General features: G+C 57.9%; 24 protein-coding genes, 1 other RNA gene and 1 pseudogene. 10 read left to right on the forward strand and 16 right to left on the reverse strand.

Features of this window, described 5'->3' with window-relative positions; all coding sequences use genetic code 11:
- Positions 1-31: 31 nt before the first annotated feature.
- On the reverse strand, positions 32-940 hold the full coding sequence (locus tag CK501_RS14595; protein ID WP_095618484.1) for a LysR family transcriptional regulator: 909 nt from the start codon (positions 938-940) through the stop codon (positions 32-34).
- Between the two features lie 187 nt (positions 941-1,127).
- On the opposite strand from CK501_RS14595, the gene CK501_RS14600 reads away from it, so the two are divergent.
- Complete coding sequence (locus CK501_RS14600; protein ID WP_095618485.1) at positions 1,128-1,439, forward strand: hypothetical protein; 312 nt, start codon at positions 1,128-1,130, stop codon at positions 1,437-1,439.
- 232 nt (positions 1,440-1,671) lie between these two features.
- Here the strand turns inward: CK501_RS14600 and darG are convergent, their stop codons facing one another.
- The 3 genes from darG to CK501_RS14615 all read right to left on the reverse strand — a co-directional run bounded on the left by darG (position 1,672) and on the right by CK501_RS14615 (position 4,788).
- Positions 1,672-2,736, reverse strand: coding sequence for a type II toxin-antitoxin system antitoxin DNA ADP-ribosyl glycohydrolase DarG (gene darG / locus CK501_RS14605; RefSeq protein ID WP_095618486.1), 1,065 nt, complete (start codon positions 2,734-2,736; stop codon positions 1,672-1,674).
- A complete protein-coding gene (gene darT, locus CK501_RS14610) occupies positions 2,736-3,383 on the reverse strand; it encodes a type II toxin-antitoxin system toxin DNA ADP-ribosyl transferase DarT (RefSeq protein WP_095618487.1) in 648 nt (215 codons plus the stop codon). The genes darG and darT overlap by 1 nt, the downstream gene beginning before the upstream one ends.
- 124 nt (positions 3,384-3,507) lie before the next feature.
- Positions 3,508-4,788 carry a ComEA family DNA-binding protein gene (locus CK501_RS14615; RefSeq protein WP_095618488.1) on the reverse strand — a complete coding sequence of 427 codons (1,281 nt, stop codon included), beginning with the start codon at positions 4,786-4,788 and terminating at the stop codon, positions 3,508-3,510.
- 360 nt (positions 4,789-5,148) lie between these two features.
- Here CK501_RS14615 and CK501_RS16745 point away from each other — a divergent pair, with 360 nt between their 5' ends.
- On the forward strand, positions 5,149-5,445 hold the full coding sequence (locus tag CK501_RS16745) for a hypothetical protein (RefSeq protein WP_143421449.1): 297 nt from the start codon (positions 5,149-5,151) through the stop codon (positions 5,443-5,445).
- Positions 5,390-6,094 (forward strand): DMT family transporter, encoded by a 705-nt coding sequence (locus tag CK501_RS14620; RefSeq protein ID WP_095618489.1) that lies wholly within the window; start codon positions 5,390-5,392, stop codon positions 6,092-6,094. The genes CK501_RS16745 and CK501_RS14620 overlap by 56 nt, the downstream gene beginning before the upstream one ends.
- A gap of 39 nt (positions 6,095-6,133) precedes the next feature.
- Here the strand turns inward: CK501_RS14620 and CK501_RS14625 are convergent, their stop codons facing one another.
- Genes CK501_RS14625 through CK501_RS14635 form a run of 3 tightly spaced genes read right to left on the reverse strand, consistent with a single transcriptional unit; the run spans position 6,134 to position 8,504 of the window.
- Entirely contained in the window at positions 6,134-7,477 is a 1,344-nt protein-coding gene (locus tag CK501_RS14625; RefSeq protein WP_233128921.1) for a sensor histidine kinase, read from the reverse strand.
- On the reverse strand, positions 7,474-8,145 hold the full coding sequence (locus tag CK501_RS14630) for a response regulator (protein WP_095618490.1): 672 nt from the start codon (positions 8,143-8,145) through the stop codon (positions 7,474-7,476). The genes CK501_RS14625 and CK501_RS14630 overlap by 4 nt, the downstream gene beginning before the upstream one ends.
- On the reverse strand, positions 8,142-8,504 hold the full coding sequence (locus CK501_RS14635; protein ID WP_095618491.1) for a PepSY domain-containing protein: 363 nt from the start codon (positions 8,502-8,504) through the stop codon (positions 8,142-8,144). Before CK501_RS14635 ends, CK501_RS14630 begins: the two co-directional genes overlap by 4 nt.
- Positions 8,505-8,638: 134 nt before the next feature.
- On the opposite strand from CK501_RS14635, the gene CK501_RS14640 reads away from it, so the two are divergent.
- The 3 genes from CK501_RS14640 (at position 8,639) to CK501_RS14650 (ending at position 10,341) form a co-directional block, all read left to right on the forward strand.
- A complete protein-coding gene (locus CK501_RS14640) occupies positions 8,639-9,109 on the forward strand; it encodes a hypothetical protein (protein ID WP_143421450.1) in 471 nt (156 codons plus the stop codon).
- Between the two features lie 110 nt (positions 9,110-9,219).
- Positions 9,220-9,747, forward strand: a complete 528-nt coding sequence (locus CK501_RS14645; RefSeq protein ID WP_158223131.1) for a cytochrome b — start codon at positions 9,220-9,222, stop codon at positions 9,745-9,747.
- A 117-nt stretch (positions 9,748-9,864) separates the two neighbouring features.
- Entirely contained in the window at positions 9,865-10,341 is a 477-nt protein-coding gene (locus tag CK501_RS14650; RefSeq protein WP_095618494.1) for a nucleoside deaminase, read from the forward strand.
- Positions 10,342-10,355: 14 nt separating this feature from the next.
- Here CK501_RS14650 and CK501_RS14655 read toward each other — a convergent pair whose 3' ends face one another.
- From CK501_RS14655 to CK501_RS14675, 5 genes are all read right to left on the reverse strand, one after another.
- Positions 10,356-11,561: a CynX/NimT family MFS transporter gene (locus tag CK501_RS14655; RefSeq protein WP_095618495.1), complete on the reverse strand. Its 1,206-nt coding sequence runs from the start codon at positions 11,559-11,561 to the stop codon at positions 10,356-10,358.
- Between the two features lie 204 nt (positions 11,562-11,765).
- Positions 11,766-12,371: an inovirus Gp2 family protein gene (locus CK501_RS14660; RefSeq protein WP_158223132.1), complete on the reverse strand. Its 606-nt coding sequence runs from the start codon at positions 12,369-12,371 to the stop codon at positions 11,766-11,768.
- Positions 12,372-12,752: 381 nt separating this feature from the next.
- Positions 12,753-13,517, reverse strand: a complete 765-nt coding sequence (locus tag CK501_RS14665) for a protein rep (protein WP_095618497.1) — start codon at positions 13,515-13,517, stop codon at positions 12,753-12,755.
- Positions 13,518-13,682: 165 nt separating this feature from the next.
- Positions 13,683-13,904, reverse strand: a complete 222-nt coding sequence (locus tag CK501_RS14670; RefSeq protein WP_095618498.1) for a helix-turn-helix transcriptional regulator — start codon at positions 13,902-13,904, stop codon at positions 13,683-13,685.
- Between the two features lie 24 nt (positions 13,905-13,928).
- Positions 13,929-15,194: a helix-turn-helix domain-containing protein gene (locus CK501_RS14675; protein WP_095618499.1), complete on the reverse strand. Its 1,266-nt coding sequence runs from the start codon at positions 15,192-15,194 to the stop codon at positions 13,929-13,931.
- A 256-nt stretch (positions 15,195-15,450) separates the two neighbouring features.
- Between CK501_RS14675 and CK501_RS14680 the strand changes: the two genes are divergently transcribed.
- On the forward strand, positions 15,451-16,080 hold the full coding sequence (locus tag CK501_RS14680) for a hypothetical protein (RefSeq protein WP_095618500.1): 630 nt from the start codon (positions 15,451-15,453) through the stop codon (positions 16,078-16,080).
- A gap of 64 nt (positions 16,081-16,144) precedes the next feature.
- Here the strand turns inward: CK501_RS14680 and CK501_RS14685 are convergent, their stop codons facing one another.
- The 4 genes and pseudogenes from CK501_RS14685 to smpB all read right to left on the reverse strand — a co-directional run bounded on the left by CK501_RS14685 (position 16,145) and on the right by smpB (position 19,891).
- On the reverse strand, positions 16,145-17,347 hold the full coding sequence (locus CK501_RS14685) for a tyrosine-type recombinase/integrase (protein WP_095618501.1): 1,203 nt from the start codon (positions 17,345-17,347) through the stop codon (positions 16,145-16,147).
- 176 nt (positions 17,348-17,523) lie between these two features.
- Positions 17,524-17,886, reverse strand: a transfer-messenger RNA (tmRNA) gene (gene ssrA, locus CK501_RS14690).
- Between the two features lie 117 nt (positions 17,887-18,003).
- Positions 18,004-19,323: pseudogene (locus CK501_RS14695) on the reverse strand (wax ester/triacylglycerol synthase family O-acyltransferase); the annotation flags it as partial.
- A gap of 85 nt (positions 19,324-19,408) precedes the next feature.
- The gene (gene smpB, locus CK501_RS14700) at positions 19,409-19,891 is read right to left on the reverse strand and encodes an SsrA-binding protein SmpB (RefSeq protein WP_095618502.1); all 483 of its coding nucleotides are present in this window, start codon (positions 19,889-19,891) and stop codon (positions 19,409-19,411) included.
- Between the two features lie 151 nt (positions 19,892-20,042).
- Here smpB and CK501_RS14705 point away from each other — a divergent pair, with 151 nt between their 5' ends.
- Genes CK501_RS14705 through CK501_RS14715 form a run of 3 tightly spaced genes read left to right on the forward strand, consistent with a single transcriptional unit; the run spans position 20,043 to position 22,215 of the window.
- Positions 20,043-21,494, forward strand: coding sequence for a sodium-dependent transporter (locus CK501_RS14705; RefSeq protein ID WP_095618503.1), 1,452 nt, complete (start codon positions 20,043-20,045; stop codon positions 21,492-21,494).
- A complete protein-coding gene (locus CK501_RS14710; RefSeq protein WP_095618504.1) occupies positions 21,491-21,937 on the forward strand; it encodes a type II toxin-antitoxin system RatA family toxin in 447 nt (148 codons plus the stop codon). Before CK501_RS14705 ends, CK501_RS14710 begins: the two co-directional genes overlap by 4 nt.
- Positions 21,934-22,215 carry an RnfH family protein gene (locus tag CK501_RS14715; protein ID WP_198949550.1) on the forward strand — a complete coding sequence of 94 codons (282 nt, stop codon included), beginning with the start codon at positions 21,934-21,936 and terminating at the stop codon, positions 22,213-22,215. The genes CK501_RS14710 and CK501_RS14715 overlap by 4 nt, the downstream gene beginning before the upstream one ends.
- The last annotated feature ends 6 nt before the right edge of the window (positions 22,216-22,221 follow it).

Genomic DNA, 22,221 nt, shown 5'->3' on the forward strand with positions numbered 1-22,221 from the left:
TCACGATTTTATCGTGCCGGATTTTCCAGCTTTAAGCGGTACTAAATTGTGGGGTAGGGTCAGCCTCCAGTACATGCTCAGCCAATGCTGCGCTGGCATTACTGCGGCCTGGATGATTCACCAGCGCCACCTGGTAACCACCAAGTGGCGGCAGTGCATCGTTGGTAAGGCGTTTTAGCGGTGGCCGAATCAGGCTTTTCGGGAAGGCTGTAATCGCAAGATCCGCCAAAATGGCGGCTTCCTGCCCGGAACAATAGTCGCAGGAGTAGGCGATTCGGTAATCAACGCTAGCATCATCCAGGGCGTTCAGCGTGATCCTGCGCCATTCACACCCATGTTGGGCCAGGGTTACCGGCAGGGGCCTTTGTTCCACAGCAATCCCATCCTCATGACCGACCCATACCAGTGTTTCACTATGAATCACTTCCCTGTGCAAATCCTGTCGTGACTCACTTCCCATCACCAGGGCCAGATCCAGTTCGCCGTCATCCAGCTTTGCGAACAGATCAATGCTGTGTCCCACCACGACATCCACCTGAACGGCCGGATGCGATCGGGCGAATCGGGATAACACATTGGGCAGGATACGCCCCACCACGTCATCAGTTATCCCAAATCCCACGCGCCCTTCCAGCGTAGGGGCCAGAAACTGGGTAACGGCTTCGGCATTCAGCTTGAGCAGCCGCCGCCCGTAGCCCAGGAGCACTTCTCCCTCGGCGGTAAGGCGCACATGGCGAGCCTCGCGTACAAACAGGGTCTGGCCTAGCGTCTCTTCCAGACGTTTGATCTGCATGCTCAGTGCGGAAGGCGTTCGAAAGAGCTGTTGGGCCGCCCGGGTAAAACTACCGCTCTCCGCAATCGTCACAAAGGTGCGCAGCACCTCGCTATCCAGCAGCGGTAACGCGGCACGGCTGGATGCATTGGTAGGCGGTTGGCTCATAACGCCCCACTTTTCAGAAAAACTTAACGCGGAGTTTAAAACTTTTTGTTTGAGTTACCCAAGGTGAATGGCCAAGCTATGAAAACAGAGGTCGCGACTCTCGTAATTATCCAAGACTAACCGCATCTGCTTGGCAGGTGCCTGGTCCCTGCTGGCTGACCAGCAGTAATGAGAGTGGAGGAACGCGATGAATGAGATGACCCTGCCCCAGCATTTCCGCCAAGCCTGGACAAAAGCGAGCGGACTGGCGCCACCGCCCAAGCCGCGCCAGAACGGGTTCTACATGCCAGCAATGCCATCGATGGAGCTGATCAGAGCACTGGATATGGGGTGGTGGCGGTGTCGTCGTCGTTTGCTTTTCCGCCGCCACATGCTTCCATTGCTGGGCTATGGTGAGCAGATGGTACGGGAGACGGGCTATAGCCGCGACGATATTCTCTGGGCCAACCGGCTCCCATTGAAGGTCGATGCCATTCATGCATTGGAAACTCTGGCCTGACCAGGGGTACATCAGCAGATCGTCGGGCGCAGGAGTTGATGGAGTGACCGCTTGTTTTCCAACCAATACCTTGCGCCCATCCCGGCATTAATCCGACACATGGATTGGCAAGCCCCCAAAAAAGTAGACGCATGGTGGCATCGTTCTCACCCGGGCTGGTGCGTCAGTCCATTGTTTTTTGAATGCGTTTTATTCTTTGGTTGAGGTGAAATAACGAGTGTCTGGTGCAGAGTCAGAATTGCTGCAGGCGGGTAATCGCGTGCTGAAGCATTGCATCGCTGAATAGGCTGGCTTTTCGGGTTGCTGCCTGTTCGCCCGCAGGCCATTTTTTCAAACCTGCTTTAATGCTCTTCAGGTTCGGCTCGCAGCCCTCACGCGCGATGAGCCAATCCACCGTGGCGAGCACTTCCATACCTAGGGGAGACTGGAATCCGTCGATCAGGCTGGAGACTTTATCCAGAGCTGGCGTATAGGCCTGTGCCTCTCCAGACTTGAGGTAGACGGCTACTTTCTCTTTACGCGATTGATCGAACCAGATGACATCTTCTGGCTTGGCATCCCCCAATCGTTTTTCGCACTGCAGGTAGCTTCCATCAAGTGAATCCAGCAGATGGCGTAGCCGGTCCGCATACGGCCCGTACCGATTGGCTTCAAAGCGAAGGTCCATGGGATCTTTCAGCCCTGTCTTGTTGATCGCCCGCTCCATGAACCAGGCCAGTTTCTGGATTTCGAGCAAAGAGCATTCAATACCAAGCACCCAGTAACGGCGAACAAGTTCTGCGATCAGCGCTCGTGGTGGGGTGAGCTTCTCAACCCCGGTTCGACGGGTGACGTTTTGGTACTGTGCTGTCGGCTCATAAACGACAATGCGTACCTCAGTGAGATCGCCTAGAGTCTCTTCAATCATCGGCTTCACCGTGGACCAGTCGAGTCCACCATTGCCGCTCCCCAGAGGTGGGATGGCAATAGACTTGATGTCGTGTTCCAGGATGACCCGTTTCAGATCATGGAGGCCGTCAGCTATCCACTCCGGTTTCGAGGGGGACCGCCAATGCTGCTTCGTGGGAAAGTTGATAACCCACCGAGGTCCTACGAGGTCTGAGCGCTCCGTAACGAACATCTTACCCGGCTGTACCGTTTGGGACTTGCAGGCTTGGGCATAGGCTTTGAAGTTTTCCGGGAAGGCTTCCTTGAACATCAAAGCGATCCCTTTGCCCATGACGCCCACCGTGTTGACGGTGTTCACCAAGGCATCCACATCGGCTTCCAGTAAATTGCCTTCTGTGTACTCGATCATCAGAAAAACCAACTCGGTTTGCTGTATACGCTCAGGTCAAGCTGTCGCTCGTCGGCCAGTGCCTGGATCTCAGCTTTTACGGTTTCATTGTAGGTCACTATGCCCTTGAGAGCATCCACCGGTAGGTGTTGATGGATGAGAGCTTCTGCCTGGTAAAGCTCCGACTTCTCGGGATCTTCAGGATCTTTCTGGAAGTCCCGAGCCTGGAGAAGGTCCCATCGGACCATGGTGGCAAGGTCTGCGATGTCATCACTGAACTCTGCGTTGATCAGGTAGGCATGACGATCACTGAACAGGTACTGGACGCCCGCTTCCTCGACTTTTGGGAGTGAGCTAACCAGTATCACAATGTCGGACTTAGGCCGTTTCTGGACATTTCGCCCCGTCACAATATTGAGCAGCATTGGCGAGTACGGGGTGAAATAAAATGGGATATAGTCGGCAAGCACCCCGCCTGGCGCCATTGGGACCTGGTGCGTGGCGCGTCCCTGAATGAGGTCTTCGCTGCCAATGGTGATGAAATCGTCATCCTGGATTTTACTGGACGGGCAATGCAGCCCATGGTCCAGCAACCACGGTAAGTTTCGGCGATGGGTAATCCGGAAAATCAGAGCCTTTTCGGGTTTCAGGTCCTTTTCAAAGCCCATTGGTCCCTCGGGGGTGTTGTTGTCTCGGTATTCAGTTTACCCGTTGCGATTCCAGCGGGCACTCCATCCGTAGCAGCACAGTGTAGGACTGCACGCCCACATCGGGTATCTCTCTGAGACAGTTTCAGTCCAGCGTCACCCCATAATCGCGGATATCGTCTAGACGTGTCGCTCCAATTCCGTTGATAGCGGTCAGTTGGTTCAGATCTGTGATCGGCCTCATGGTGATGAGCTCGCGTGCACGCTCTGGCCCCAGGTGCGGGACGTTCTGCAGTTCCTGCTCGGTAGCGGTATTCAAGGCGACGTAGGCGCCATGAGCTGCTGGCGCCGGTCCTCTATTGCCCCCCGCTGATTCGGGCTGGCTTTGTGTAGCATTCGTTGCAGAGGCCACCTCTTCCGGCTCCTGAAATCGGATCCCTGCGAAATCCGCGTAGATCTCGATCAACGCTTCCTGACGTTGCGTGCGGTCGCCATCTTCCAGTGCGAGCTCATCCGCCTGCAGAATCGTTTCAGAGACGGTGTGCTCGGGGGCTTTCTCCGTCATTCGCTGGGCCAGGGCGGCCATCACCATAGGAGGCGCCTCCGCCCGCTGTTCAGCGTCATTGTCCTGCAGCCTTTGGACGCGAGCAGCCACTGCAACAAGGTCTTCTGTTGCGCTGGCCAGCACGGGCCAGGTCTCAGAATTCGAGGCCACGCGTTCCTGCATTGCCTGCGCTACCTCATCTGGATCACGCTCGCGCCCCCACGCCACCAGAACCAGAGCGGTTCCAGCGATCAGTGCCTCCTGGGTCCAGGCAGAGATGGGCGGTTCCAGCCCCTCCATGCCTTGTGAAACCCGACGAGCTAGACGCCAATTGCGAAAGCGCCGTTTCGTAACCGCCACCGCGTAGGGTGTCGCCAATGCGAGCCTATAGACGATCCCGCCCAACAATACGCCAAGGCGAAACAACACCACCAGCGCCTGAATCAGCACCTGCACGGCCATCGCAAGGCCCACGAATAGCATATAGATCATCTGCAGGAAGGCCGCGTTCTGTCCACGCACCTGGACACCGGCTACCTTAGCCGATGAGCGGTTGGGCTTGATCCAGTTGAAAGAACCCAGTGCGTTGCGAGTAGAGACCGTTGCGCCGGTCTTGGAGACGTTGAGTTTCGTGGGCCCCTCGCGGTAGCGGCCCCGCAACACAAAGCGCCCGTTCTGCAGGGCGACCTGGGTATTGATCATGGGTGTTCCGGAAACACGGAATCCGGTGCTCGTGTTGGCAGTGACGTTCACGCCAGCCGCCTCTGCCTGGGCCCGGAGCGCAACACCACCGGTGCGGCTCGCACGCAGGTGGCGCCCACGGTGCTCGACCCGGCGCTGGCGCCCGTAGTCATCTTTTTTGCCCAGATTGAAAAGTCCCATCGACCCGGCTCCTGCCTTCAACCGCTTGTAATCACCGTAGCGCGCTGGCGCCGCACGGAGGAATTCTATGTCCGTTTACTCTTAGACCTTCTTCCGCTTGAGGCTAAGTGGTGTTACCACGAAACGCCCGGTCTCGAAAAACCACCCTCGCTTTGAGTCTGGTGACGCGTTTTGCTATTTTCCTCGCGTTTTATAATGCTCGAATCAGATCCTGGTTGTATCGGGCAAGACCATGTCTGTTTCGGTAAGATAGTGACCTTTACCTGAGTTGCTGACCGCGATCGTCCAGCCGGGATTGATGCGTCACCGTCATCAACAAAAACGTAAGGCCTTCCTCTTGATGAATGCGCGAGGTTCTTCATGACCCAACCAGACGTGGCACAGTGGCGGGGCTTGGTGTGGATGACCATCGCGGTTTTGACCATCCCTGCCTCAGACGCTATTGCCAAGCTTGTTGGTCAAAGCCTTTCCATCGGCCAAATCACCACTACTCGGTTTGTGATTCAATGCCTTCTGCTGCTTCCGTTGTGGCTATGGTGGCGTCATCAAGGCATCTGGCTGCAAGGGCTCAAGGCCAGAGACTGGTGGCTGGGGAGCCTGGTTGCCGCCTCCATTTTGTTTCTCTTCTGGGGCACTGAGCTACCTGCCGCTTGCTAACAATATTGCCATTTTCTTTGTCGAACCGTTGATTCTGGTCCTGTTCTCGAAATGGTTCTTAAAAGAGACAGTGTCCAGACGACGCTGGATTGCGGTCACTGTTGGATTAGTTGGCGCGATGATCGTGATTCGCCCCAATATCGAGGCGTACGGCTGGGCCACTATTCTGCCTTTGTTGGCTGCCACGGCGTACGCCGCTTACCTGACATCAACCCGGGCACTGCGCGAGCGTGCTGACCCAACGCATGGGGCAGAGGCTGCTACCAGCCTACAAAAATCGGTTCGACTCCAGCTGATGATCAGTGTTGCTGCATCTGTGCTTATGGTCATTCTGCTGGGAGCGGGGCAGATGATGTCTCTGGCTCTAACCGAATTTCAATGGCCCACACTGGAGCAATGGCAACTGCTCGTTCTGCTGGGGGTGCTGGCCGCCTTCGCCCATGTGCTCATTGCCCTGGCGTTTTCACATGCAAGCGCCAGTGTCCTGGCTCCCGTCCAATACCTTGAAATAATGGGCGCTGTGTTTTTTGGGTGGTGGCTTTTCAGCGAATGGCCAGACGCCTTAACCTTTGTTGGTGCTGCCATCATTATCGGATCCGGCATCTACATTGCCCTTGAAAAGCCCGAACCTGACGTGATTCAAGACTGAAACAGCGAAAGCCATGCTGGGCTTTGGGTCTCGGGTGACCTAATCATGCGAATGCGGACGGTCAGGCAACCGCAATCTCGCTTCAATACCCCCATCCTCAGCCTGTTCCAGATGCAGATCGCCACCATATAAAGCCGCAAGATCACGGGCGATGGCAAGACCCAGCCCTGAACCGGCACTGGATTCGTCGAGTTTGACACCCCGCTCCATTACCGCCGCCCGTGCATCCGCGCTCATTCCTGGACCGTCATCCATCACCCTGAAGAGGATACCGTCAGTGCTTTGTTCCACGACGAGCTTGAAACGCTGGGTGGCCCACTTGGCGGCGTTATCCACCAGGTTTCCGACCATTTCCTGCAGATCCTGGGGATCGGTTCTGACGCTGATGGTCTCCGGAATGATGAAGTCGCATTCAAGCTGGCGGCGTTGGGCAAGACGTTCAAAACCCTGAATGAGGGGCTGAAGGGTTTCAGCAAGATTGCGGGGTGTTCCCAATGCTGAGGGCCCCGCAGCAGCGGCGCGGGAAAGGTGATGGCGGATGGCCGCATCCATGCGCTGGATTTCGCTCTGGAGCGTGACCCGCTGATCATCGCGGAGCCGACCCGCCAGTGTGCCTATAACGGCAATGGGGGTTTTAAGGGCATGCGCCAGGTTGTCCGCCGTCTGGCGACTGCGCTTGATCAGGGATTGATCGCGCTCCAGCACCCGATTCATCGCATTGGCCAGGCCGGTCAGCTCCGCCGGAAGATCAGTGTTCAGTCTGTCACGGTCACCGTTTTCGACATGGGCCAGATCAGACTGGATGCTGCGTAATGGGGCCAGCCCCCAGTGCAGCTGCATGGCCAGGCCCGCCAGGAGGATGAGCGCGAGCACCGCGAGAGAGATCCAAAGGAGCTGGTTGAACTGATCCATCTCTGCCTGGATTGAGTGCAGTGGTGCCGCCACCAGGACATGAATGGGTTGATCCATGCCGGGCAGTGTCACTTGGCGTTGGACGACCCGCAGCCGGTCACCATTGGGACCAATGGCGTCATGGCGCACCAGGCTATCGCTGTCGGCGAGGGAGAGCCGCTCATCCCAGAGTGACCGGGATGCAAGCGTCTGCTCGGGCCCTTCGATCTGCCAGTACCAGCCTGAAAATATGCGGCTGAATCGCGGCTCGCCCGGCACGTCGGGAGGTGGCAGCGAGCCTTTGACACGATCGTATTCAAGGCTGGCAAGAACCACGTTGAGCAGCGACTCCAGCCGCTCGTCGAACGCCGTGTGTATGGACTGCTGGAAGTTGTAGGACAGCAGCAACCCGGAGACGGGCAGCACGAGCAGGATCATCAGGCAGGCGCCGGCGAGCATCCGGATATGGATAGTGGCGCGGCGTTGGGTCACTGCGTATCCCCGGGATCCGTCAGGCGGTAACCACGCCCGCGCAGCGTCTCGATGATGGTTGCCCCGAGCTTTCGCCTGAGGCGGCTGATCTGGACATCGATGACGTTGGAGTCGGGTTCATGGTCGCTTTCATAGGTGTACTCCGCGAGCTCCTGGCGACTCACGATACGCGGGAAGGCGTGCATCAGTCTTTCCATCAGCCGGTACTCCTGCGCGGTCAATGATACTGGCATGCCGCAGTGAGTGAGCTGACCAAGCTGGGTGTCCAGGGTCAGGTTGCCTACCTGGATCTGTGGATGCGCATGATTGTGGCTGCGTCGCACGAGCGCACGTAGCCTGAAAAGCACCTCGGCGGTCTCGAACGGTTTGGTGACATAGTCGTCGGCACCGGCTGAAAAGCCGGCGGCCTTGTCAGACCAGCGCTCCCGGGCTGTGAGTATCAGCACAGGGACATCCATCCCCCGGTGGCGCCAGCTCTCAAGCCAGGTCACCGCATTACCGTCGGGAAGACCAAGGTCGAGGATGATCACATCGTAGGACTGGGTCATGACCTGAAAGTCGGCATCCGAACCGGTTTCAGTGCACTCCACAATGATCCCCGTCTCTTCCAGGGCGCTGGAGAGCTCCCGGGACAGGGCCTGGTCGTCTTCCACCAGAAGCAGCTTCATGGATCGCGCCTCATCTGATTGATCCCTGTACCTTCTATGCCGATTATTTCTCCGGTGGCTGCATCCAGCAGGAATTCCACCACCTGACCATCCGGCCCGAGAAGCTCGATTTCATAGACCCGGGCGCCTGCCTCATCCTCCAGCTCAACTTCAATAACCTCGCCTTTGTACTCGCGGCGTAGCGTTTCAATGATCTCGCTCAGCGGTAACAGTTCGCCCGCCTCAACCTGTTCATGCAATTCACGCCATTCATCATCATCCGCCAGTGACACGAGCGGAAGAGTGCATGCAAAGGTGAGCAGGCACAGGATTGCGGGTTTGAGCGCTTTGGGAGCGGAGAGAAACGTTGGATTCAGCATAACGCGATTATAGCGAAAGCCAGCATGAACAGAGTATGAATGAATCGCTCACCGTTGGGTCACGCAGCCACTGGTAGCTTGGATCATGAATCGACAGCGATTCGCCCACATAGAACGATTCTGGAGGAAGTTCCATGAAAACAGTAGCAGGTATCACGCTTTTGTCCGCGTTGGCGCTCGCGCCGATGGCTCAGGCCGCCGGTTCGATGGAGGACGTGAATCGGATTGTCACGGCTGCGTCCGATCATGGGGTCAGCCATTTCAATGAGCTGGAAACCGAGGATGGCCGCATGACCGAAGTGGAGGGCTGGCTGGATGATGAGTGGCACGTGGAAGTGGCCATTGATGGCTCTGGCGACATCGGTCGAGAGGAGCGTCAGAAACGAATCGACGGCGCCTGGGGTATGACGACGGATCAGGTGCGTCAGTATGCGGAGGCAGCTTTTGGCGAAGGACTGACCCGTATTGAAGAGATCAGTGTGGATACCAGCGGTCAAGTTGAAGTGGAGGGCTATGGTAAGCGCAGTAATGGTGAAGAGGGCGAGGCGTTGAGTGTTCACTTCCGCCTTGGCGATACGACACCGTCCGATGTTCGTCGCGATTGATTCGGACAGCTATGGGCTCAGATCTTCTGAGCCCATAGCGCGAGCCCAGGGCCCCTGATGAATGCTGCCCCCCTGGATATAAACTGTTAGACCAGTAATAAGGAATGACAATGCCAAACCAACATCGCTACTCCGCACTATCAACGATCAATCACTGGGTCACAGCGCTTCTGGTCGTCGTCATGCTGGCGCTAGGCTATGCAGCAGCGGCGGCGCCCTCAGAAGCAGTCGAAGGCTATGTGATGGGGATTCACGTGTCGCTGGGCTTCTTTGTGTTTCTGTTCGTGGCCTGGCGAGTGATCGTCAGGTGGTATGAGGGATTCCCTGAGAGTACTGGCCAGACTGCCCTGGAGCGCTGGAGTGCGTATCTCATGCACAGGGCAATACTGGTTCTGCTCGCATTGCTGGTGATTACGGGCCCAATGTATCTGTTTACGGAAGATGAATGCATGAATGTGTTCAACTGGTTTTCTGTTTGCGTGCCACTTGAGAGCCTGTCCGTCATTCACGAGCCCATGGAATGGCTTCATGTTTACATTGGCCTATACCTGCTCCCGGCTCTGCTTGTACTGCATCTTGTTGGTGCAATCCATCACTATGCCGTTGGCGGGAAACAGGAAGACCCTTCGAATCTGTGAGTGACTGCAGTCGGGCAGTATTGGACGGAGTTGACCTGCTCTGCATCGGCTTTTGGGTTACAGTGTCCAAGGTGGTTTCGCAGCAATGAATGAATCGAATCGCAATGAGGTGTATCGATGGTGACCGAGACTGATAGAGCGCACCTGCGTCGGTGCATAACGCTCGCCCGGGAGGCTTTGGAGGCAGGCGACGCACCGTTTGGCTCGGTGCTGGTGGATGGTAATGGCGCCGTAAGAGCGGAAGACCGCAACCGCGTTGTGAGCCATGACAGCACCTACCATCCAGAGTTCGCTCTGGCCCGCTGGGCCGCCCTCAACATGACAGAGCAGGAGCGCGCAGACGCCACCGTGTATACCTCGGGTGAACATTGTCCCATGTGCTCGGCTGCTCATGCCTGGGCCGGCTTGGGGCGTATTGTTTATGCCAGTTCTGGCCAGCAGCTGAGCGACTGGCTGGTTGAGCTCGGTGCAGCCGCACCGCCTGTGCGTCTACTGGCGGTTCAGGAGATTGCTCCGCACGTGACCGTTCAAGGTCCGGTCCCTGAGTTCGCTGAGCAGGTGCGTGAACTCCATATCCAAAATCAGGCTGGATAGGCCTGGCCTGCCCATCACGCGCTGGCGTTTGCTGCGGCGTGAGAGCCAACCAGACGATCACGCCCAGCCGCGATGCCAGCCGCGAGTGCACCAAGTCCCGTCAGGGCAAGGAACACTCCGGCGATCCGCCAGTCATCAAACCATTCATTCAGCACGCCAAGGACCAGTGGGCCAAATGCTGCCATGGTGTAGCCGACCCCCTGTGCCATCCCCGACAGTCGGGCTGACGTTTCCGGATCACCCGCGCGAATGGCCAGCAGCGTCAGTGCCATACTGAAGGTAGCCCCCTGACCCAGTCCCAGGATGACGACCCAGAGCCAGATCTGGGGTAGCGGGCCGACAATGCATCCAAGGATGCCACTGATCGTGAAAACGATGGCGAGTGCGATGATAAGGCGTTGATCACGCATTTTGCTGCTTGCCCAGGGTGCCAGAATAGCGGTACTGATCTGGAGCATGATCGACAGTGATAAAGCAAAGCCAGCGTTAACGGGCGTCAGCCCCCGGCTCTGCAGGATTGTGGGTAGCCAGCCAAAAACAGCGAACGCCAGGACTGCCTGCAGTCCCATGTAGAGCGTGACCTGCCAGGCCAGCGGGTCCCGGAACAGTGAGTGGCCTGGCGTGGGCCGCGCCTTTCGAATGGGTTCAGGATTTAACTGGCTTGCCCAGACCATTGAGGCGATCCCCGCAGGGACTGCCCACACCATCAACGACGACCGCCAGTCTCCATCAAACGCCATTCGAAGGGGCTCTGTCACGCCGGCTGCGGATGAGGCGCCGAAGAACACCACGGCGGTGTAGAGCCCGGTCAGAAGGCTGGCGTGCTGAGGAAAGTCGCGTTTGACGATGCCTGGCAAAAGGACGCCCATTATTCCAATGCAGCTCCCCACAATGCTGGTCCCAATCAACAAGGCGGCAAAATCCAGATACGGACGTGCAAGCAGTGCAAATGCCAGCAGGACAACAGCCGCCAGCACGGCTCGCTCGATGCCCAAGCGACGGGATAATGCCGGAGCCAGTGGTGCCGCGATGCCCAGAAACAGCACGGGCAGGGTAGTGAGTATCCCCTGGTCGAGCGCTGACAGGCCCAGACCGCGCCCGATCTGGTTCAGAACCGATGCGACACTGGTGAGCCCGGGTCTGAGATTAAGCGCCACCAGCATAATGCCCAGAAACGTTAGAACGTTGGAGCGCGTCGTTGATTGAGATGAGTCGTGCATGCGGATTACAACGCAGGGGGAAATGATTAGCCTGCTATGCTATCGGTCAGTGACTCCGGAGCAACTTCGTGTTTCCCGTGACAGAGTTGGAATCATAGGCTAGGAGTGGCCACTATTCCGGGGGAAGTCCAAGCCGTTTTAAAACCGTCCGTGGAAACGGGGTAGAACCCATCCGAAGCTTCTGTTTCAAGGTCGAGGAGGCAGTCAAACAAGGGTAACGCTACTTCCTCCAAAGGCGTGCGCACTTCCGTGGTACTGCTTGGTCTTCATCTTGGTGAAGTAGCTGAGCCGGTAGAACAGGTTGGTGAAGTCCCGGCCATCTGAGTGGCGGTGGAGATGATAGACCGGATTCTTGGGAGCCTCTGCTAATCCCTGTCCTTGCTCAGGCGTTATTCCAAGTGCTGAATTCCACGCGGAGGTGATCCGCTTATGCATGTTCTCCTGATCAGACCAGAGGCGACCAATGCCGAAGTAGGCGTCCTTGTTAACCAACAGGACGCAATGCCAGTGAGGTCGGTTTCCTGGCTGGTCGTATTCTCTCGCCCAGATATAGCCGACAGTGGTGTCGTGGGCCATGCCTAACTGCTTCCGAGCCCTTGCCCGGTCATGCTCTATGCGGTCCTTGAGTCGCTCCCAGAACGCTGTCATGAGTCGGTTGTCGTCACCTTCTGCCTGCATCCCTTGAGGCAGTCTCAGGTCGAAACGCATGGCTGCGACTCGCGGATGGCGTAGGAGTGAGGTCTGGATGACCTTCTCGATCCGATCCAGGTAGTTTTCGATCAGCGGTCCTTTTTGCTGCTGGACAGGCATCCCATGGAACTCCGGACCTTCGTGGAGTACCAAGTTGCGATTCTCTGGATGACGCCTTGGTGGCCATGCATTGTTCATTGCTTGAATCCTTTTGCTGTCTTTGTCTTGATCATGAGTGGTCTTAATGACCTGAATGGGCAATTGGTTACCTGGGTCAGTTACTAATGACGAAGACGATTGATAGAACTAATAAAACTAAAACCGAAACAGGAACCTGCCGGAGTTCGGGGGCACGTTACCTGGGAAGGCCAGGAATTCCCGGGCAGCCGTGAGAAGCAGTTATCCCTATAAAATATGATGATGAGCTGGGATAAACGGTAGGATCACGACCAACCCTGCGCGCGGGGCTGCCCGGTTAATCCCGGCAGTGTTCTGGTGCGTTCATCGCCCTGAGAGGTGGGACAGTTGCCGGAGCACTCCAAAGCGTTCGATCCACCTGAACGAGTCCATCTGGGGCATGGCGGTCAGGAACCATCCAGGGGACGTAGGGGGTGTGCGTGGCCTCAATGCGCGAATCGTCGCTTGCTGAACCTGAGCGCGGACATCCTGCTCGATCGGTTCTACGTTTTCCGGATGCACCTCGGCGATGAAGTCCTCCCTAAAGCAATCCCGCCACAGGTTGTTCCAGAGATCCTCCCGGAAGCCGGCTGGATCCTTAGAAACATCTGGCTGAAGTAGCAGAACGCACTCGAATCGAGGGTGAGCGACCTTGGTGTCGCTGAAGCCCTGGTCCACCCGTAAGACACGTAGAGCACCCTGGACACGACGTTTCCAGAACCGCCTACGGGTCATGCGCCGGAAAGCGACCTTCATGGCCTCCAGACATTCGCTGAGCTCGGTCACCTGGCAGTCACGCACAGAGAAAGTAACGACAACCCACTGGCTGTCGCCTTGCCAAGGCTCCTCCCGGAACATGCAGTCCATCTGGTGCCCGTGGTCATAGGCCTTCTGGTGCTGACAGATGGGGCAGTGGGGGTGATGGCAACCTTGCTGGCTGGTGTCTCTGGTCCGAAGCGCACAGTTGTGGATCTGCGCAGCGTCCTTTCGGGTCCAGGGATCCTGAAAGAGGTGTTCAGCGAGTTGCAGCGCGGCGGCTTTAACGTTCTGGGGCGTGGATACATCCCTCGTTTCTTGAATGACAGTCATCGTGATAACTCCCACGGCAATAGTTGGGCGCAGGTGTGACGGACATGCGGATGCAGCTGCCTGTGGTAGGGCCACGGCAGGGTGTGCGGGAATGTCCGCGATCGTGTGTCGTCACACGGCGTTAATCGGGTCTCCGGAACGGAGACGAGCTAGAAAGGCTGTGAATTAGCCGGTTGAGTGGAGTGGGGTTGCTGGGGTGCTGATGGTGGCGTCTCGCTCTTCGATGCGGGCGAGGACCCAGTCTTCAACTTCCTGTTCCACCCAGCCAACCGAACGCCCGCCCAGTGGCACGGGCTGGGGAAAGGTGCCTGCCTCGACGTACTTATAGACGGTGGAGCGCGCCAGGCCGGTAAGCGCCATGACTTCGCGCAATCTGATGATCCGCATGAGGGTCTCCTATGGTTAGTCCGCTCATGGGATCGGGGGGAGCTGTTGTCGATGATGGTAACGGTTGGTGTGTGTAACCCTCTCAAGTCTGAGTGTTGGTCGCTTTAAGTGGCCGGATGGCAGTATTCGATAATGGGAATCAGGTGAGTCACGCTTTGTTCGTTCAAGTTCGCTGCGCTTTTTCAGGCATGTGTCCGCCAAATGATGTGCGAGCTCTTCGAGATCAGCACAGAGGCGGTAGAACATCCGGGTGTGCGTCGAGTCTACTTTGGCTGCCGAGTAGGCTGGTCCAAGGAGTGTCTCGATAAACTCATTGGCTGCAACATCTTGCTGCTCGCGCCAGAGGCCTTTCGGCATGATGGATAGGGGATTTCCAATAAGCTTTGCGGCGTGACGTTCTATGGCCGCCTGGAGGTAGCGTTTTGACGGCTCATGATTTAATGCATCGCCTGCGTTTTCTTCCCAAGACTCCGGGCTGATCGCAGAAACTTTACGCGGTATAGGGTCTTCCTTGGCTGCTTTTTCTGCGGAGCTCAATCTGTCGTCAGGACCGGGCGCGCCACGCCTTTTAAGGATCTGATCAATCTCGGGTTGTTCAATTGCTCTACCTTTTATCGGAAGTGGGTGACTTTCCATTCCTGCGCCGGTAAGCACAGGGTGTTCCAGATTCAGGTAGTGAATGGAATTTGCTTGCCCAAGGAAACTGCCTGCTAACAGGCCAGGGATGTTTTCTGCTATGACCCCCGCTGTCTTCAGTTGTCGGAGACGCCTCGATATCTGGGCCTTAGGTATGCCTGTCAGCTTGCTCAAGTCGGAATGACTACTCTGAGCGACCACCCCGGTGTCGTCCGACTCGGCAAGCAAGGCGAGAGTAAGCATTAAAAGTGAGTTCTTTAACGGGAAGCTGTTGGGCTCCATCAGCCTGGATTCGATCAAATTGAAGCAAATCGCATTCAGGCAGCTTTTGCGTGTTCGTAAAAGCGTTTCCCCATCATCCCAACTACGGGGAACCACAGCTCTGAATTTTCTCGGCCTACCAACTCTCCCCTGATCAAAAACGGCCTCGACGATCCCTGACTCTTCAAGCTTCCTGAAGCAGCTGAAGGCTAATTCTTTACTGAACCCCAGCCTCTTCGCGAGCTGAGGTGCGGAATCTGTGAGTACATTCCAGCGGGAGATCTCCAGTCTCGGCTCCAACATGCCCACAACCAATATGAGTAGCAGTTTTTCGTCAGCTTTAAGAAATGGAATTCTCGAATGAATTACTGAGATTCTTGGGTTTATGATCATTGCTCTACTCTTAAAATCCAGAATAAACGAAAAACATATTTTGCACTACTGCTAAAAAACGGACTAAACGATAGTATAAACGTGGTAAGTTCATTTTTACTTGGTGTTTTACACGAAATTAAAGTGTTATCGCGTTGTCATGATTTTGTTTTTAATGTGTATGAGCTACGTTTAAATGACGTGATAATTTCGTTATTGGCTCGCTATTAAGGTGTGGTATGCATCTAGTAGTGTGCGTCGTATTTGTGGAGGGAAGATGAATCCGCAGGGCTATGGTTACCCTTATGGGAATGGCGTTCCGGTAAACCGGTTGATTGGAGATTCAAATCCTGCTGACCGCTTTAAGGTGAACGAGTGGCTTGAGGGAGCTGACAAGGCGCAGTGTCAGTGGGCAATTAACTATCTTTGGGGAAAGGTGAGCGACAGGACGCCCGATGCGCATTTCCTGGATTGGTCAGAGCAGCAGTATCCGGCTCTCGTGGAGTGGCTTCTCTGTGGTGAGGGAAACCAATTTGACGGCATTTGGTTTCCGTTCACAGTGAATTTAATACGGCGTGATGGTGCGACGCTGTTTGCTAAAGCCAGGAATGCTTGGAATCAGAAGGTCAACCGTGAACGTAAGGCTGCGGAGGCCGCTTCCACGGTGGTCCTAGATCCCAAGACGAAACAGAAGCTACACAAGCTGGCATCAGAGCATGGGGTTAGTGAGGAGGAGTACCTCTCGATATTGGTGGATCTGGTTTCAGAGCGGCGTAATGCGAACAAAAACATCGCGCAGCAGCGGAAGAAGATTAAGCGCGCAGTTATTGGTTCGGATATTGGATTCTCGGATGTGGTCGAGGAGGATAAAAAAGAGGGGATACAGGGTTATACGGGTGCCCTCTAGTAGGTCGCACATCGAGGTTAACCCTGTGTTTCTTGGGTGGCAGTAGTGAGTCTGTGCCGACAGGTCAGAGGGTGAGTTCGCGTAATTCGTCCAGATAATCCGCCCACCTCTGCATCATCTCGCGTCTCTCGTCGAGAAACTCGGTCCGGTTATACGCTCGCCCATGCATGTCGGCTACCCGGTGACCGAGTTGCATCTCTATCAAGTGCACGGGGTAGTTGAGTTCTTCCTGTAGTAGGGTTCGGGCCATAGCCCGGAAGCCGTGTGCTGTAAAACGGCCGGCGTAGCCCATTCGGTCCAGCGCCTTCTTGATGGCGACGTTACTCATAGGGCGTTTGGCATCTCTGGCGTTAGGGAATACATAGGCGCTGCGGTGTTGTGTGATCGGCTGAATGCCCTCCAATATCGCCAGAGCCTGTCTGGAGAGTGGGACGATCAGAGGGAGTCCGTTCTTCGTTTTGGGGATCTCCCATTGCCTGCGCTCAAAGTTGATGTGATCCCATTGCATTTTGCGGGTGTCGCCCGGGCGGGTGAAGACTAGCGGCGATAGCTTTAGAGCACTGCTGGCGGCAACTTGACCTTGGTATGCCCTGATGTCTTGGAGGAGCTCTGCCACCTCGGTGGGTGTGGTGAGTGACGGTTGATGCTTTACCTTGGAGGCAGGGAGGTAGCCAGTCAGGTCGCGCGTTACATCGAACTGGGCTTTGTGGGTCGCGACCGCATAACGGAAGACCAGGCTGATAACGTTTTTGACGCGGTGGGCGGTCTCCAGGTGGCCGCGCTTTGCGATCTTATCCAGTACTTCACGGACGTGGGGTGGCTGGATGTCGTTAATCGGGCGTTTGGCAAGGTCGGGGAACGTGTAAAGCTCCAGCCGACGCCAGTTGCGCACGGCGTGGGACTCTGAAACTTCCAGGGCGTGTTTCTGGTCGTACCATTCCTTCGCGACAGTGCTGAAGGTGTTCTCGCTGTCCTCCTTTCGCTGGTCAGTTTGGAGTTGACGATCAGCGGCGGGGTCCGTCCCTTGGGCAAGCAGTCTTTTCGCGGTGTCACGAGCTTGCCGGGCGTCGGCGAGACTGGTGTGTGGGTAACTGCCCAATGACAGGGTGCGCTCGTTACCCGCAAAACGGTACCGCAACCACCAGTACTTGGCGTCGCCTTTGACGACGAGGGTCAATCCGCCGCCATCAGCGAGTTTCCGTATCTTCCCGTCACACTTGGCGTTTTTAACCTGGCTGGCGGTGAGCTTGTTGAGCTGGCGAGACATGGGCGATCCATTTGTGGGTAACAGCGAGGTGCGAATGCCGCGTTACCCACAATGTTACCCACACCTGAGCGTGGACCTCAATGGATCCCGATGAATGCTCTAGACATAAAAAAGCCCCGTTTCCGGGGCTTTGGGGCGTTTCAGTAGACTTCGGTGGATCTCCTGAAACTGTTGGTTGGTGGAGACGGCGGGAGTTGAACCCGCGTCCGCCGGTACTCCGCCCTTGGCTCTACATGCTTAGGTTCCTTCTATTCTTTTAACCCCAAGCGACCCGAAGGTCAGGGTGCAAGGGGCGAGCTTACTAGAGTTTAACCGTTACGCTGCAAGCGTCACGCAACGGCGATCCTATCTGATATGACTGCCTGTGATACGCGGGGGACAGGCACCCCGGTCAGGCAGGCACTAGCGGTTTTTACGCCGCGAGTGCGTAGTTGTCGTCGTTTGCGACTATTTTAAAGCAGCTTTGATTTTTCGAGACTCGCTGCCGTCTCGGCATGCACCTCGGGTTTTGTCACCGGCGTCGAATCCGGATCGTCCCCGTACCTTTCAGTATAGGGGCGGCCCAGTTTGGACTCAAGGGGAATCCTGTTTTCCAGCGCCAGATCGCGGAGCTGGTGGAAGGAATCCGCGAAGGCCGTCGCAAGGCGTTCCGGCGAATCCATCAGCTGGCGGTCGCTGATCACGCCGAACTGCACCTGCCCGGCGTAGCTGAAGATGCTCAGGCCGATGCCCACATCGCCGGTCTGGGGAACCCAGAACATGGGGGTACGCAGGCGGCAGCCGCACAGGTGCAGTGGCTGGTCCGGGCCGGGCACGTTGGTCAGCACGGCGGAGGCGCGGCGGCTGAGAAGTTCCAGGGCCCGGCGCTCCATCAGGTCCGGGCCACGCCCGAGTATGTCCAGAAGCCCGTAGGAGACCTGGGCTTGGTAGGAGCGTTTGATGTCGTCCATGTGGCGCTGGACCGTCTCGAAGCGTTCCCATGGGCACAGGGTCTGTACCGGCAGTGGCACAAGCACCAGACCGAACTGGTTGCCGAGGCGGGTAATGGGCTGGTCCAGTGGCCGCAGGTTGAACGGCACGGCTACGTGGATGCCGGCCTCGGGCAGAGGTGTCGCGCTCTGCTGGATGTGCGCCTGGACTGCGCCGGTGGCGGCGGCAAGCAGCACATCGTTGACCGTTCCGTTGAGGGCTCTGGCCGTGGCCTTCACCTCTCCCAGATCCAGCGGCTCGGACCAGGCGACCTGCTTGCGGCCGCACTGGGGGCCTTTGAGTCCTGTGGGAGGATCCGGTGGGCTGAAGGCCACCTTGAACAGGTCCCGCCCCACGAACAGGCATTCCCGCCCCAGGCGCACCAGGTAGGCCGGGTCCTCGCGCATGGTGCGCCAGGTCTGTCGGGCCTGCCAGCGGGCAAGGCGCAGATTGCGACGTGCCCGGAACAGTGTCTGGCGCCACTCCGGTGAATCTTTCCGTGCCCGTTTGCGGCGCTTGGCGCTCTTCCGGCTGCTGTCGGTGTCGTCCTGCTCATCGGTCAGCGAGAGCAGGACCCGCACCAGCGAAATGCCGTCCGCGATGCAGTGGTGGATGCGTACGATCAGCGCGCAGCCACCCTGGTAGTTATCAACGTAATGGATCTGCCAGAGCGGGTGGTTGAAGTCCAGTGGCGTGCTGTTGAGATCGCTGGCCAGCTGCTGCAGCGCAGCCTGGTCAGCGTTGCCGGGAAGGGCGGTGATGTGGAAGTGGTTGTCGAGATCGAACCACGGATCCTCTTCCCAGTAACAGCGGTCATTCTGGCAGACCACCCGCTGGCGGAAGCGCTCAAAGCGCAGGAATCGTTCTTCAAGCAGGTTGCGGAACGCCCTGATATCAATGGGCTCGTCGAAGACGAGCACGGCACCGATCATCATCGGACTTTCAGGCGACTCCATCCGCAACCAGGCGGTATCGACCGAGGACATGGCTGTGCGTTGGGCAGACATGATCCCTCCCTGGTTGCAGTCATGTTGGGGTGATGGTCAACCAGTATACTGCGGTGCGGAAGCAGTTCAAATGATCATTTACTGATCAGCGCAGCGTATCCCGGAGAATGCGCTGTTTCTGGCGGTTCCAGTCACGCTCCTTCTCGGTGTGGCGCTTGTCGTACTGTTTCTTGCCCTTTGCCAGTGCGATCTCGCACTTGACCAGGTTCTTTTTCCAGTACAGCGCCAGTGGTACGCAGGTGTGGCCTGTCTGTTGGGTTTTGCCGATCAGTGTGGCCAGCTCGCGCCGGTGGAGAAGCAGTTTGCGCGTGCGCGTCGGATCCGGGTTGATGTGGGTGGATACGGACGGCAGAGGCGGAAAGTGAGCGCCCAGCAGCCATGCCTCCTCGTCCTTGATCAGGACATAGGCATCGGTGATCTGGGCCTTGCCCGCACGTAGTGCCTTGACCTCCCAGCCGTGGAGCTGGAGGCCCGCCTCGAACTTCTGTTCGATGTGGAATTCGTGCCGCGCCTTCTTGTTGAGCGCGATGGTGCTGCCGCCCTTGGCGGGCTTTTTCTTCTGAGCCATGGGAATCATCCGGCCTGGCGGAGTGGGTGTTTCTGCAAACGGCGTATTGTAGCCCATAGGGCCTGCCTCTGGGCAAAGTCTGCGGAGTCGCGGCTGAATAAGGCGGCTACACTGGGCTATAATCCGCCCTCATCCGATCGGGAGCCTGTTCATGCATTCCAACCCGGGAGCGCCGGTCACTGCCTGGGGCAGCCGCTGGACCTTTGCGCTGGCGCTGGCCGCGGTCGTGCTCGGTGCCGGCAATCTCTGGCTGGTGCCGCCGGCTGTGGTGGCGCACGGCGGTGGCGCCTTCCTGCTGGTCTACGGTCTGGCGCTGATGTTTGCCGGGGTCCCCGTGGTGATGACAGAGCTGGCAATGGCCCGGCGTTACCGGCAGGGTCCGGATCATTCCCTGCAGGCGGCAGCCGAAGGGGCCGGGCTGCACTCGCGGAGTCTGCCATGGGCCGGTCGCGGTATGCTGTTGGCCGCGTTGCTGCTTTTTGGTCTCTACTCGGTGCTTGGGGGTGTGTCCCTGGCCTGGCTTTTCCGGGCTGCGCTGGGGGAGCTGCGGGGCGCCAGTGAGGCCTCCGCCGCGGCCCTGTTCACGGATTTTGCCGGCGATAGGCAGCAGGTGGCCCTGTGGCAGGTGGTTTTTGTTGGGCTGGTGCTGGCGGTGGCCCTGCGTAATCTGGGCCGGGGGGTTCAGCGCTCGCTGCGCACGGTCGTTCCGCTGCTGGGTGTGCTGCTGGTCATCATGATGGTGGTGGCCCTGTCCTCCGGCAAGGGCCAGGAGGCGGCCTGGTCGCTGTTCTGGCCTCGCTGGGAGGATCTGGGGTGGTATGGCGCGGCGCTTGCCATCCAACTCGCAGTCTATTCGCTGGCCGTCGGGGTCGGTGTGCTCATGACCCTGGGCAGCTATATGCCGGGGAATGCCTCCATGCCCCTGTCTGCGGTCGGGGTGGCGGTGGTGGACCTGGTGGTGACCCTGGTGCTCGGGCTGGCGGTTACGGCTCTGGTGCTGGCGGAGCAGGTGCCGCTGACATCTGGTTTTGAGCTGGTGTTCGTGTCGCTGCCGCAGGTGTTTGAGGCTATGGCCGGGGGGCAGCTTGCAGGCAGCCTGTTCTATCTGGTCATGGTGCTGCTGGTCTGGACCTCGGCTCTGTTCACGCTGGAGGTGGTGGTGGCCCGTGTCACGGAAACCCTGGGTGGTAACCGGGTGGTGGCCGGAATCAGCGCGATGCTGCCGGCGGGCGCCGCGGCGGCCCTGGCTCTGTTCGGGTTCACCTGGGCAGGGGGTGTGGATGTCTGGGCGTTGATGGAGCTTGTCGTCATGCTGGTGCTGGTCCCCGTCTCGGTGCTGGCATTGGTCAGACTCGCAGGCTGGCAGTTGCCTCCACGCCAGCTTCTGGCCTTTCTGGGCGTAAGGGGCCGGGGATACCGGCTGTGGCGCTGGCTGATGGCATGGCTGGTGCCGCTGGCCGTGGTGGTCGCTGTGGTTGTTACGGTGGTTGAGTACAGAGAGGGTTTCTGCAGGCTGGCCGGCACTGCCGTGTGTGGCGGTGGTGGCCTGGAGCGGCCGGTGATGCCCATAGAAGAGGAACCTCACGGGGTAAACATTCAATGACCCGACAGATCGAGCGCAGTGCCCTGGTGCATCATTCCGCGGAAGAGATGTTCCATCTGGTGAGTGACGTGGAGCGTTACCCGGAGTTTCTTCCATGGTGTGGCGGCGCGGTACTGCATGAACAGGGCGGGGATCAGCTGGTGGCATCGCTGGATGTGGAGCGTGGCGGCCTGAAACAGCGCTTCACCACACGCAATCACCTGATGCCCGTGGAATCGATCCGTATGGAGCTGGTGGATGGCCCCTTCGAGCATCTGCAGGGGCTCTGGCAGTTCCGTGCGCTGCGTGCGGATGCCTGCAGGGTGACGCTCAGCCTTGAGTTTGCGGTCCAGAACGGGCTGGCACAGATGGCATTCAGCGGTGTTTTTGCCCAGGCCGCCAACACCATGGTCGATGCGTTCTGTAGAAGGGCGCGGGCACTTCACGAGGTCGAGGGGCAATGATCCGTGTGGAAGTGGCCTATGCGCGCCCGGACACCCAGCGTCTGATTGCGCTCAGCCTTCCTGAGGGGAGTACGGCGCTTGATGCCATTCGTGAGTCCGGAATCGAGGAGCTTTTCCCCAGTATCGATCTGGAACACCAGAGCGTGGGCGTGTTCAGCCAGGTGATTGCGGAGCCCGGGCTGTATCGCCTGCGTGAGGGGGACCGGGTGGAGATCTACCGCCCCCTTGAGATTGATCCCAAGGAGGCACGGGCAAAGAGGGCCGGAACGCGGCGCTGAAGCGGG

It is taken from the genome of Halovibrio salipaludis (assembly GCF_002286965.1).
Lineage (GTDB): Bacteria > Pseudomonadota > Gammaproteobacteria > Pseudomonadales > Oleiphilaceae > Halospina > Halospina salipaludis.

Bases quoted from the DNA above. Each gene is read 5' to 3' on its own strand.
- CK501_RS14665 (WP_095618497.1), bottom strand. From the start codon at position 13,517: ATGACTGTCATTCAAGAAACGAGGGATGTATCCACGCCCCAGAACGTT.
- CK501_RS14650 (WP_095618494.1), top strand. From the start codon at position 9,865: ATGGTGACCGAGACTGATAGAGCGCACCTGCGTCGGTGCATAACGCTC.
- CK501_RS14615 (WP_095618488.1), bottom strand. From the start codon at position 4,788: ATGGGACTTTTCAATCTGGGCAAAAAAGATGACTACGGGCGCCAGCGC.
- CK501_RS14645 (WP_158223131.1), top strand. From the start codon at position 9,220: ATGCCAAACCAACATCGCTACTCCGCACTATCAACGATCAATCACTGG.
- CK501_RS14715 (WP_198949550.1), top strand. From the start codon at position 21,934: ATGATCCGTGTGGAAGTGGCCTATGCGCGCCCGGACACCCAGCGTCTG.
- CK501_RS14600 (WP_095618485.1), top strand. From the start codon at position 1,128: ATGAATGAGATGACCCTGCCCCAGCATTTCCGCCAAGCCTGGACAAAA.
- CK501_RS14595 (WP_095618484.1), bottom strand. From the start codon at position 940: ATGAGCCAACCGCCTACCAATGCATCCAGCCGTGCCGCGTTACCGCTG.
- CK501_RS14635 (WP_095618491.1), bottom strand. From the start codon at position 8,504: ATGCTGAATCCAACGTTTCTCTCCGCTCCCAAAGCGCTCAAACCCGCA.
- CK501_RS14670 (WP_095618498.1), bottom strand. From the start codon at position 13,904: ATGCGGATCATCAGATTGCGCGAAGTCATGGCGCTTACCGGCCTGGCG.
- CK501_RS14705 (WP_095618503.1), top strand. From the start codon at position 20,043: ATGCATTCCAACCCGGGAGCGCCGGTCACTGCCTGGGGCAGCCGCTGG.
- CK501_RS14655 (WP_095618495.1), bottom strand. From the start codon at position 11,561: ATGCACGACTCATCTCAATCAACGACGCGCTCCAACGTTCTAACGTTT.
- CK501_RS16745 (WP_143421449.1), top strand. From the start codon at position 5,149: ATGACCCAACCAGACGTGGCACAGTGGCGGGGCTTGGTGTGGATGACC.
- CK501_RS14685 (WP_095618501.1), bottom strand. From the start codon at position 17,347: ATGTCTCGCCAGCTCAACAAGCTCACCGCCAGCCAGGTTAAAAACGCC.
- CK501_RS14680 (WP_095618500.1), top strand. From the start codon at position 15,451: ATGAATCCGCAGGGCTATGGTTACCCTTATGGGAATGGCGTTCCGGTA.
- CK501_RS14630 (WP_095618490.1), bottom strand. From the start codon at position 8,145: ATGAAGCTGCTTCTGGTGGAAGACGACCAGGCCCTGTCCCGGGAGCTC.
- darT (WP_095618487.1), bottom strand. From the start codon at position 3,383: ATGGGCTTTGAAAAGGACCTGAAACCCGAAAAGGCTCTGATTTTCCGG.
- darG (WP_095618486.1), bottom strand. From the start codon at position 2,736: ATGATCGAGTACACAGAAGGCAATTTACTGGAAGCCGATGTGGATGCC.
- smpB (WP_095618502.1), bottom strand. From the start codon at position 19,891: ATGGCTCAGAAGAAAAAGCCCGCCAAGGGCGGCAGCACCATCGCGCTC.
- CK501_RS14710 (WP_095618504.1), top strand. From the start codon at position 21,491: ATGACCCGACAGATCGAGCGCAGTGCCCTGGTGCATCATTCCGCGGAA.
- CK501_RS14640 (WP_143421450.1), top strand. From the start codon at position 8,639: ATGAAAACAGTAGCAGGTATCACGCTTTTGTCCGCGTTGGCGCTCGCG.
- CK501_RS14660 (WP_158223132.1), bottom strand. From the start codon at position 12,371: ATGCCTGTCCAGCAGCAAAAAGGACCGCTGATCGAAAACTACCTGGAT.
- CK501_RS14675 (WP_095618499.1), bottom strand. From the start codon at position 15,194: ATGATCATAAACCCAAGAATCTCAGTAATTCATTCGAGAATTCCATTT.